The sequence below is a fragment of the Megasphaera sp. UPII 135-E genome (assembly GCF_000221545.1).
Classification (GTDB): domain Bacteria; phylum Bacillota; class Negativicutes; order Veillonellales; family Megasphaeraceae; genus Megasphaera; species Megasphaera hutchinsoni.
The window spans coordinates 20,258-30,264 of the sequence record NZ_AFUG01000048.1 but is presented as its reverse complement, the minus strand read 5'-3'; the positions used below and the strand labels follow the sequence as shown (position 1 = coordinate 30,264).

The following is a 10,007-nucleotide window of genomic DNA, read 5'->3' as shown; positions in this document are numbered from 1 at the left end:
ACGTCTTCAGAAGATGGAGAATGAATGCGGCTTTTTGTTTTATAAAAAGAACATTTATTTATAGTATACTGCTACTTTTTTGGCTATTTAATAGACAAAAAAGTGGTGTTTATAACGATGGATCATAATAAAATTGCATTTTTGTTTGATATACTTTTTGTGAAAGAAAGAACTATATGTGCTTTTAATTAAGTAGATAATAACGATAAGGAGGTTTATGTAATGGATGTATTAGCCAAAGGATTTACCCAACCGACAACTAGGATCCAAGCATTGAAAAATGCTATTTATGATGCGACCCCAACGGTGGAAGCGGATCGAGCTGAATTGATTACGGCATCATATAAAGAAACTGAGGGATATCCTATTATTATTCGTCGAGCCAAGGCTGTTGAAAAAATTTTAACAGAAACGCCGATTACGATTCGCGACCATGAATTAATTGTAGGGTCATTAACGGTCAGTGTTCATGGGTGCCAAATTTATCCAGAATATTCATATGAATGGATTGAAAAAGAATTTGATACAATGGCAACTCGTATGGCCGATCCATTTGTCATTCCTAAAGATACGGCAAAACGGTTGCATGATGCGTTTTTGTATTGGCCAGGCAAGACTACGAGTGCATTAGCGTCTAGCTATATGTCTAAAGCATGCCGGGATGCACAGGATAATGGAGTGTTTACAGTAGGCAATTACTATTTTAATGGGGTTGGCCATGTATGCGTTAATTACGATAAAGTGATTCGCCAAGGTGCGGCAGGTATTATTAAAGAAGCGGAAAATGCTAAAAGCAAATTGTCATCAGGTGTGCCTGAAGATATTAAAAAACGAGACTTTTATGATGCGGTCATTATCACGTATCGGGCAGTAATCGCTTATGCTAATCGTTATGCTGATTTGTGTGAAAAATTAGCGGCAACAGAGGCAGATAGTTTGCGTAAAGCCGAATTAACACAAATCGCAGCAAATTGTCGGCGTGTACCTGAATATCCGGCTACGAATTGGTGGGAAGCGTTGCAAGCATTTTGGTTTGTACAATTGATTATGCAAATTGAATCGAACGGACATTCGATTTCGCCAGGACGATTTGATCAATATATGTATCCTCATTTGGCGTCAGATACGACGATCAGTAAAGAGTTTGCACAAGAGTTATTGGATAATATTTGGATTAAGTTTAATGACTTAAATAAAACAAGAGATGATGTTTCGGATCAGGCTTTTGCGGGATATGCTTTATTCCAAAACATTCAATGTGGTGGGATAAATGAAGATGGAATGGATGCAACTAATCCTTTGTCATATATGATGATAGAAGCAGCGGCCCATGTTGCTATGGCAGCACCTTCTTTCTCTATTCGCTATTCTAATAAAACGCCAGATGAATTTTTATATCGTGCTTGCGAATTAGTTCGTTTGGGATTGGGATATCCTGCTATGTATAATGATGAAGTTATTATACCAGCCATGATGAATAGAGGAATTCCTTTAAATGATGCACGAAATTATTGCATTATTGGTTGTGTAGAACCACAAGTACCACATAAAACAGAAGGTTGGCATGATGCAGCATTCTTTAATATTGCTAAAGTATTAGATATTACGTTACATAATGGTCGGTGTGGGAAAATTCAATTAGGACCTAAAACGGGAGAATTAAGAGACTTTAAGAGTTTAGAAGAATTAATGGTGGCATATCAGAAACAGATGGAATATTTTGTGAAATTATTGGTAGAAGCGGATAATGCTGTTGATTATGCTCATGCAGAAAGAGCACCGTTACCATTTGAATCGGCATTGGTAGAAGATTGCTTAGGTAGAGGAAAATCGGTACAAGAAGGGGGGGCCATTTATAACTTTACGGGACCACAGGCGTTTGGTGTTGCCGATAATGGGGATTCTTTTGCGGCTATTCAAAAACATGTATTTGAAAATGGTGAAGTTAGTTTAGCGGAATTGCAAGAAGCGATTGAAAATAATTTTGGCTATCCTGATGAAACAGGCAAGATGGCATCTTGGTTTGATCACTCTGATATGTCCAATACATCTTCGGCTACGTATGAAGTAGATGAAGCCAAAATTTATGAAGCGGTAAAACAAATTCTTTCTCAAAATGGCAATATTGATATTAATGAATTGCAAAAGAATTTAACACAAAAAGGCGTTTTACGCGAATCGACAAGACCTTCTGTAAGTTCAAATGCTGCTCGATATCAACAAATTAAACGGATTATGGAAAATACAACCTGGTTTGGCAATGATGATGATATTGTAGATATGATTACTCGAGAAGCAGGGCAAATTTATGCACGGGAAGTACAAAAGTATAAAAATCCTCGTGGCGGACAATTCCAAGCTGGTTGTTATCCTGTATCGGCCAATGTATTGTTTGGTAAAGATGTAGCACCTCTTCCAGATGGCCGATTAGCATGGACACCTCTTGCTGATGGGGTATCACCTCGAGCTGGTTGTGATACCAATGGACCGACTGCGGCGGTTATGTCTGTTGCTAAATTGGAGCATGAAACATTTTCTAATGGTACGTTATATAATCAAAAATTTAGTCCGATCGCATTATCTGGCGACGAAGGATTAAAACGATTTGCTGCTTTGTGCCGTGCATACTTTGATAATAAAGGAATGCATGTTCAGTTTAATGTTATTGATAAAAAGACGCTGGTAGAAGCACAAAAAGAACCAGAAAAGCATAAAGATTTAGTGGTTCGTGTAGCTGGATATTCCGCTCAATTTATTTCGCTAGCTAAAGAAGTTCAGGATAATATTATTGATCGTACAGAATTTACATTTTAATGAGAGACATTAGTTATGTCAAAGACGAAGAGGGTGTATATATATGTCTACTGTACCAATTGATTACGAGGCTGAAGGAGATATTTTTAATATACAACGCTTTTCGTTAAATGATGGTCCAGGAATTCGTACGATTGTGTTTTTGAAAGGTTGTCCTTTATCTTGTTGGTGGTGCAGCAATCCCGAGTCACAGCGTCGACGTCCAGTTGTGATGTATGATGCATCTAAATGTGTGCAATGTCGACGTTGTGAAGCGGTGTGCGAACAAAAAGCAATTCGATTTTTGGAGGATGGAACACGTACTTTTTCTTATCATAACTGTACAGGTAGTGGTGCTTGTGTAAAGGTATGTGAGTACAGTGCATTGGAGATGAAAGGGGAACGAGTGACAGTTAAAGATTTAGTGGAAGTATTAAAAAAAGATCGGTCTACTTTTCGGCATTCTGGTGGTGGCGTAACTTTATCGGGTGGAGATCCTTTTGGGCAAGCTGAATTTGCATGTGAACTATTTAAAGCTTGTAAAGCACAGGGCTGGAATACGGCGATTGAAACGGAAGGGTGTGCGGCAACAGAACGCATTTTACCAGTATTACCTTATATTGATACCATCTTACTGGATATTAAACATATGGATCCAGAAAAACATAGGCAATATACAGGCGTTTCTAATGAACTTATATTGCAAAATGCTAGAACAATAGCAGATACTTCTAATGTTATTATTCGTGTCCCCGTTATTCCGAAATTTAATCATTCAAAAGAAGAAATTAGAGATATTGCTCGTTTTGCATCTTCCCTACAACATGTTCAATATGTGCATTTATTGCCATATCATGAATTGGGGGTTAATAAATATAAGATGCTAGGAATGGAATATAAAATGCAACGATTGAGTACAGCATCCTTGCGAAATGTAGATTTAGAACAATATCGTGAGGTAGTTGAACAAGAAGGTGTTCGTTGTCGTATTGGAGATGCATCTTAAGGAGGTTAATATGGATCAGCAATTATTAGAAAAAGTAATGAGTCAAGTAAAAGCTGAATTAGAAACCAAGACACCTGTTGATAATCAAACGGTAAATCTCAACAAAACAGAAGGTGTTACGGGTATACATTCAGTCTTAGGAAGAACTGAATTTGTGGGTACATCGACAGGGGATACGATTGGGTTAGTTATTGCGAGTGTCGATCCCATGTTAAAGGATGCGATGAATTTAGGATCTTATCGTTCTATTGGAATTATTGGTGGACGTACTGGTGCAGGTCCGCAAATTATGGCGGTAGATGATGCAGTTAAGGCTACGAATACTGAAGTTATTTCAGTAGAATTGCCACGGGATACCAAAGGTGGAGCAGGACATGGTTCGTTGATTCTTATTGGAGCAGAGGATGTTTCTGATGCACGGCGTGCGGTAGAAACGGCTTTACAAGTATTACCTAAATATTTTGGCGATGTATATGCCAATGATGCAGGCCATTTAGAATTTCAATATTCGGCTAGAGCAAGTTATTGTTTAGAAAAAGCTTTGGGGGCTAAATTTGGTAAAGCATTTGGGATGACTTGTGCAGGGCCTGCGGCTATTGGTGTTGTGTTAGCGGATACTGCGGTAAAAGCTGCCAATGTAGAAATTGTTAATTATGCTTCGCCCGGAAATGGCAAAACAAGTTTTTCTAATGAAACAATTTTGTGCTTTAGTGGCGATTCCGGTGCAGTTCGGCAAGCAGTTAAAGCAGCCATTGAAGTAGGCAAAACGCTATTAGGGGCATTGGGGGATGAACCAAAATCAACTACCACCCCGTATATTTAATATTTTTTTGACATAGGAGGTTTTTCAGATGACAAATGAAGCATTAGGTATGGTTGAAACAAAAGGATTAGTAGGTTCGATAGAAGCAGCAGATGCAATGGTAAAAGCTGCAAATGTAACGTTGATTGGGTATGAAAAAATTGGTTCTGGATTAGTTACTGTAATGGTTCGTGGCGATGTAGGCGCTGTAAAAGCAGCCGTAGATGCAGGTGCAGCATCAGCAAAAGTAGTAGGAGAAGTTGTATCTGTTCATGTTATTCCTCGTCCTCATTCAGATGTGGAAAAAATTTTGCCTCATTTAGATTAATGAGGTAAGGCCATATGGAATGGAATGAAGATCAGTTAAAAAAGTGTATTGCGGCGGTTATACAAATGATGCAGAAAGATCAACCAAGCAAAAAAACACGACCAGTTTATCTGGTGTTTGATCGTCCTTTTCCCGGCCTAGATCTGTTCATTACACAAGCGTTATCTTTTTGGGAAACGGTTACTGCTGTCATTCCAGATGAATGGGGGCAGCAGTATCCTTGTTTTTGGAAGGATAAATCACCATCTTTACGCATTTCTTTGTGGCATGAATCGAATGCATTGCCGTTAGAAGATTCGCTTACGATTTATCCCGTTATGACGCATACATGGGCAGCAAAAATGGCTCTGTGCATAGGAGATTCGTTTATTACACAATGGGGAGAGAGATGTATACAGGTAGGTGCAGCGGTACATTTTATTTTAGCAGGATTACAAAAATTTACAGGCCAAGAACCGTGTACATATAAAGAAATGATTTTTTCATATTATCGTCAATTATTATCGTATGGTATATCTATTGGATCATTAGTATCAGCTGTTGAAAAAGAAGCTAATAATATGCTGCCAGAAGGGGATGGAAATAAGGCGGTTATCCCCGATACGATTATTACGGTAAAAGATATTAATCATATTCCTCCAGGTGGGTGCATGTATATTTTGCCTAAAGCAATAGTGACTTCTTTTGCTGCAGAAATGATAGAAAAAAGGGGAATAGTTGTAATTCGTAAGGGATGGTGATGTCAGTGAAACAAGCATTAGGTTTGGTAGAAGTTAAGGGGTTGAGTACGGCTATTGAAGTGGCTGATACCATGGCAAAAGCGGCGAATATTACGATTCATGAATGGGAAAGAGCCAAAGGAAATGGCTTGATAACTGTAAAAGTATTAGGAGATGTTGGTGCTGTACGTGCCGCAGTTGAAGCAGGAAGTGCTCTTGCTAAGAGATATGGCACATTAGTATCTACGGATATTATTGCTAGACCGCATGAAGGAGTAGAAACATTATTTATACGAAAAAAAACGGTGAGTTTAGAAGATAATAGTAGCAATCAAGAAACCGTAGAAGAGAAACAAGAGGTAGAACAACAGTTAGCTAAGGACGTTATATGTCAGGATGAAACGGTTTCTGTGGAGCTTCCGAGTGAACCGCAGGAACAAGAAAAGACAAGTCAGAAAAATATGGTAACAATAAAAAGCAAACCTTCCGTTCGTTCGAAAGGTCATGTAAAAAGAGTAAAAAAATAAGGAATATATAGTAGGATAATGCTATTAGAATAGAAGGTGGTTGATATGCGAATCGGTAAAGTTACAGGTTCTATTGTATCGACAAAAAAAGAAGAAAGTTTGGTTGGTGCTAAATTAATGATTGTGCAATGCGAGAATAAAGATGGTCAGGCGTATGGAATTGAAGAAGTTGCAGTTGATTATGTTGGTGCTGGTATTGGTGAAAAAGTGTTAATTGCCAGTGGATCGGCTGTACGGACATCAGATACCACCAAAACAAAAACAATTGATTTAGCTATTATTGGTATTATTGATTCGATTCAATAGGGATAAGATGTTGATTATGGAAAAATAATAATTTACAGAGAAAATTTTCGGATGAATGAGGTACGATATGATCATTGAACATGAGTTATTGCAACTATTCGCAGAATTAATTAATACAGGTAAGGTTGCACCAGCAGAGCCACCTTTTCATATTGGGGTTGATTTAGGAACTTCTAATATTGTTATGGCTATTGTTGATCAGTATAATCATCCTGTTGCAGGTATGACGATGCCATCAACAGTTGTTAAAGATGGTATCGTTGTAGATTATATGGGTGCTGTAAATATACTTCGTAAGATGAAATGTGCATTAGAGGAAAGGATAGGTGTAGAAATTAATGTAGCTTCTACGGCTATTCCTCCAGGTATATTACCAGGAAATGAACGCTGTATTGTAAATTGTGTAGAAAGTGCGGATATGGAAGTAATACAAGTGGTTGATGAACCTACGGCAGCGGCATCCGTATTAGATATAACAGAAGGAGCTGTGGTTGATATTGGTGGAGGAACTACGGGGATAAGTGTATTAGAAAAGGGGCAGGTTGTGCATACGGCTGATGAAGCAACGGGTGGAACACATATGACCTTAGTGTTAGCTGGCTATCATCATGTTTCTTTTTCTGAAGCAGAACAGTTAAAAAAAGATGAAACCAATAAAGATACCATATTATCATTAATACGTCCCGTTATTGAAAAAATGGCGATGATTACTGCACAAAGCATAGAAGGGTATGCTGTTCAAAAATTATATTTAGTGGGTGGTGCATGTAGTTTTACTGGTTTTGAACATATTTTTGAGCGGATATTACATATTCCTACCTATAAGACAAATCATTCTTTATTTGTTACGCCATTAGGGATTGCTATGCAACAAAAGATAGGAGGATAGATTGTATTATGGACATTGATTCATCAGCATTACAAGCAATGGTAGCAAGGGCAGTACAGCGAGTACAAAAAGAAATGGGCGAAACGGCTTATGAAAGTGCTTTTGATACCAATTATGGTGTGTTTTCACAGATGGAAGAAGCGATTGCAGCAGCTGAAAAGGCACAACGGGAAGTGTTGAAGCAAACACCTAATCAACGGCAATGTTGGGTAGATATTATTAGAAAAACTTGTTTACAACAAGAGATAATGGAACGGATGTCGCGGTTAGCTGTATGTGAAACGGGAATAGGCCGATACACGGATAAAGTTATTAAAAATACAGCGGCAGCTAAGTTTACACCAGGTACAGAAGATTTAAGAACGGAAGCCAGCACGGGTGCATATGGGTTAACGTTGTTTGAATATTGCCCTTTTGGTGTTATTGGGGCGATTACGCCTACTACGAATCCAACGGAAACGATTATTAATAATTCAATTTGTATGATCGCAGGAGGAAATACGGTTGTTTTTAGTCCACATCCAAGAGCAAAAAAAACATCTATTTATTTAATTCAGACATTAAATAAAGCTTTAGCTGAAGCGGGAGCACCAAATAATATGATTACGATGGTAGCTAATCCTTCTTTAGAAGCGACAGATATAATGATTCATCATCCGAAAGTTCGGATGTTAGTAGCAACGGGAGGACCTGCTATTGTGCAAAAAGTATTGTCTTCAGGAAAGAAGGCTATTGGAGCAGGACCGGGAAATCCACCAGTTGTTGTAGATGAAACGGCTAATATTGAGCAAGCCGCAAAGGATATTGTAGCGGGAAGTTCATTTGATAATAATGTGCCATGTATTGCAGAAAAAGAAGTATTTGCGGTGGATTCTATTTTTGATTATTTGCTAATTAATATGAAGCGTGCGGGTGCTTATGAAATAAAAAATGATAATTGTATAGAAAAATTATGGCGATTAGTTTCCAAAGAAGATGGTAGTGGACCTAAAGTTGAGTTTGTGGGAAAATCAGCTGCGTATATTTTAAAACAAATTGGGATTGAAGTAGATGATACAACGCGGTTGATTATTATGGAAACGGATAAAGAACATCCTTTTGTACAAGAAGAAATGATGATGCCTATTTTACCGTTAGTTAGATGTGAAAATGTTGATCAAGCGATTGCGTGGGCATATGAAGCAGAACATGGCAATCGGCACAGTGCGATGATGCATTCTACTAATATTGCAAAATTAAGTAAAATGGCTAAATTAATGGAAACTACTATTTTTGTGAAAAATGGTCCTTCTTATGCAGGATTAGGTATTGGTGGACAAGGCTATCCTACTTTTACTATTGCAGGTCCTACGGGAGAAGGATTAACGAGTCCACGTTCATTTTGTAGACGTCGGGAATGCGTATTAAAGGATATGTTTAATATTCGTTAGGCGGAGGGGATGTGTTGTGGTTACGTGCCAAATTTTAACAAAGGTAATTTCGGGAAGCGATTCGTTAATGTCATTGCAAGTATATCGTCAGGAACGAATTTTAATTGTTTGCGATGATTTTCTTAAAAAGAATGGGATGGTTGATTTTGTGCTCCATCAACTTGAACAGTCAAATAAAGTAGTGATTTTTTCTGGAGTGCAACCAGATCCATCCCTGTCCATTGTTGCAAAGGTTTTAGTGGAAATACTTCGATTACAGCCCACGATTATTATTGGCTTTGGCGGTGGTTCATCAATAGATACTGTAAAAGGAGCCATATATTTTGCTTTACATAGTAAGATAATAGGTCAAAAACCTTCGTTTATTGCTATTCCTACGACAAGTGGTACGGGATCTGAAATGACTTCTTTTGCGGTTATTTCTGACCCAGAGGAACAGCGAAAAATTGCTATTATTGAAAATTCGATGTATGCAGATATCGCTATTTTAGATCCACATCTAACGCTTTCAGTACCACCAAGTATTACGGCAAATACGGGTTTTGATGTTTTAACACATGCATTAGAAGCATATGTAGCAAAGGCTAGTACTTCTTTTACAGAAGGACTGGCTTATAAGGTAATTGATTTGGTTATGAAGCATTTTATTACATCTTATCAGGATGGCAATAATATGTTGGCTCGTGAAAAAATGGCAGGAGCGTCTAATATGGCGGGAATTGCATTTAATATGGCGGGATTAGGCGTTGTACATAGTATGGCACATCAATTAGGAAGCGTTTTTCATATTCCTCATGGGATGGCTTGTGCTATCGCCTTGCCCATAGGTATTCAATTTAATAGTAAACATGGTGGTACAGCTGAAAAATATGCTGAGATAGTATATCAACTAGGATTGGCACCGCGTACGATGAAAACGATCGATGCCGTGCAAGTGTTATGTTCTACTATTTGCCAATTAAGAGAAAAAACGGGGGTTGTTCCAGGGATTAGTGCTATATCCAATTGTATTACCTTAGAAGGGTATTTGAAGGAAATACCACAAATGATAGAACATGCATTACAAGATAGTTGTTTGACTGGAAATCCGATTCCCGTACAAGCTACTGATTTTGCAGATTTATTCCATTGGGCTTATTAATGCTTTTTGAATATAAAGCCTTGATACTTGAAATAAAGGGTATCAAGGCTTTATTGTTATTATGTA

The 10,007-nt window shown here is 38.0% G+C and carries 9 protein-coding genes and 1 pseudogene; all 10 read left to right on the top strand.

The features are described from left to right. Window positions 1–222 precede the first annotated feature (222 nt). The 10 genes and pseudogenes from HMPREF1040_RS07245 to HMPREF1040_RS07200 all read left to right on the top strand — a co-directional run bounded on the left by HMPREF1040_RS07245 (window position 223) and on the right by HMPREF1040_RS07200 (window position 9,941). On the top strand, window positions 223–2,814 hold the full coding sequence (locus tag HMPREF1040_RS07245) for a pyruvate formate lyase family protein (protein WP_007393280.1): 2,592 nt from the start codon (window positions 223–225) through the stop codon (window positions 2,812–2,814). Between the two features lie 43 nt (window positions 2,815–2,857). Further along, window positions 2,858–3,799 (top strand): glycyl-radical enzyme activating protein, encoded by a 942-nt coding sequence (locus HMPREF1040_RS07240; RefSeq protein WP_007393286.1) that lies wholly within the window; start codon window positions 2,858–2,860, stop codon window positions 3,797–3,799. Between the two features lie 10 nt (window positions 3,800–3,809). Continuing rightward, on the top strand, window positions 3,810–4,622 hold the full coding sequence (gene pduB, locus HMPREF1040_RS07235) for a propanediol utilization microcompartment protein PduB (RefSeq protein WP_007393284.1): 813 nt from the start codon (window positions 3,810–3,812) through the stop codon (window positions 4,620–4,622). A gap of 28 nt (window positions 4,623–4,650) precedes the next feature. Continuing rightward, window positions 4,651–4,929, top strand: coding sequence for a propanediol utilization microcompartment protein PduA (gene pduA, locus HMPREF1040_RS07230; RefSeq protein ID WP_007393282.1), 279 nt, complete (start codon window positions 4,651–4,653; stop codon window positions 4,927–4,929). Window positions 4,930–4,943: 14 nt separating this feature from the next. Then, window positions 4,944–5,669, top strand: a complete 726-nt coding sequence (locus HMPREF1040_RS07730; protein ID WP_007393278.1) for a hypothetical protein — start codon at window positions 4,944–4,946, stop codon at window positions 5,667–5,669. Between the two features lie 5 nt (window positions 5,670–5,674). Next, window positions 5,675–5,935 (top strand): annotated as a pseudogene (locus HMPREF1040_RS08350) (BMC domain-containing protein); the annotation flags it as partial. 285 nt (window positions 5,936–6,220) lie between these two features. Continuing rightward, on the top strand, window positions 6,221–6,481 hold the full coding sequence (locus HMPREF1040_RS07215; RefSeq protein ID WP_007393283.1) for a EutN/CcmL family microcompartment protein: 261 nt from the start codon (window positions 6,221–6,223) through the stop codon (window positions 6,479–6,481). A gap of 67 nt (window positions 6,482–6,548) precedes the next feature. After that, complete coding sequence (gene eutJ / locus HMPREF1040_RS07210; protein WP_007393279.1) at window positions 6,549–7,370, top strand: ethanolamine utilization protein EutJ; 822 nt, start codon at window positions 6,549–6,551, stop codon at window positions 7,368–7,370. Between the two features lie 8 nt (window positions 7,371–7,378). Beyond that, window positions 7,379–8,800 (top strand): aldehyde dehydrogenase family protein, encoded by a 1,422-nt coding sequence (locus HMPREF1040_RS07205; protein ID WP_007393270.1) that lies wholly within the window; start codon window positions 7,379–7,381, stop codon window positions 8,798–8,800. A gap of 16 nt (window positions 8,801–8,816) precedes the next feature. After that, window positions 8,817–9,941, top strand: a complete 1,125-nt coding sequence (locus tag HMPREF1040_RS07200; RefSeq protein ID WP_007393269.1) for a 1-propanol dehydrogenase PduQ — start codon at window positions 8,817–8,819, stop codon at window positions 9,939–9,941. Window positions 9,942–10,007 lie beyond the last annotated feature (66 nt).

What these genes read in the sequence shown, in the direction of transcription:
- HMPREF1040_RS07730 (WP_007393278.1), top strand. Translation starts at nt 4,944, where the DNA reads ATGGAATGGAATGAAGATCAGTTAAAAAAGTGTATTGCGGCGGTTATA.
- pduB (WP_007393284.1), top strand. Translation starts at nt 3,810, where the DNA reads ATGGATCAGCAATTATTAGAAAAAGTAATGAGTCAAGTAAAAGCTGAA.
- eutJ (WP_007393279.1), top strand. Translation starts at nt 6,549, where the DNA reads ATGATCATTGAACATGAGTTATTGCAACTATTCGCAGAATTAATTAAT.
- HMPREF1040_RS07215 (WP_007393283.1), top strand. Translation starts at nt 6,221, where the DNA reads ATGCGAATCGGTAAAGTTACAGGTTCTATTGTATCGACAAAAAAAGAA.
- HMPREF1040_RS07205 (WP_007393270.1), top strand. Translation starts at nt 7,379, where the DNA reads ATGGACATTGATTCATCAGCATTACAAGCAATGGTAGCAAGGGCAGTA.
- HMPREF1040_RS07245 (WP_007393280.1), top strand. Translation starts at nt 223, where the DNA reads ATGGATGTATTAGCCAAAGGATTTACCCAACCGACAACTAGGATCCAA.
- pduA (WP_007393282.1), top strand. Translation starts at nt 4,651, where the DNA reads ATGACAAATGAAGCATTAGGTATGGTTGAAACAAAAGGATTAGTAGGT.
- HMPREF1040_RS07240 (WP_007393286.1), top strand. Translation starts at nt 2,858, where the DNA reads ATGTCTACTGTACCAATTGATTACGAGGCTGAAGGAGATATTTTTAAT.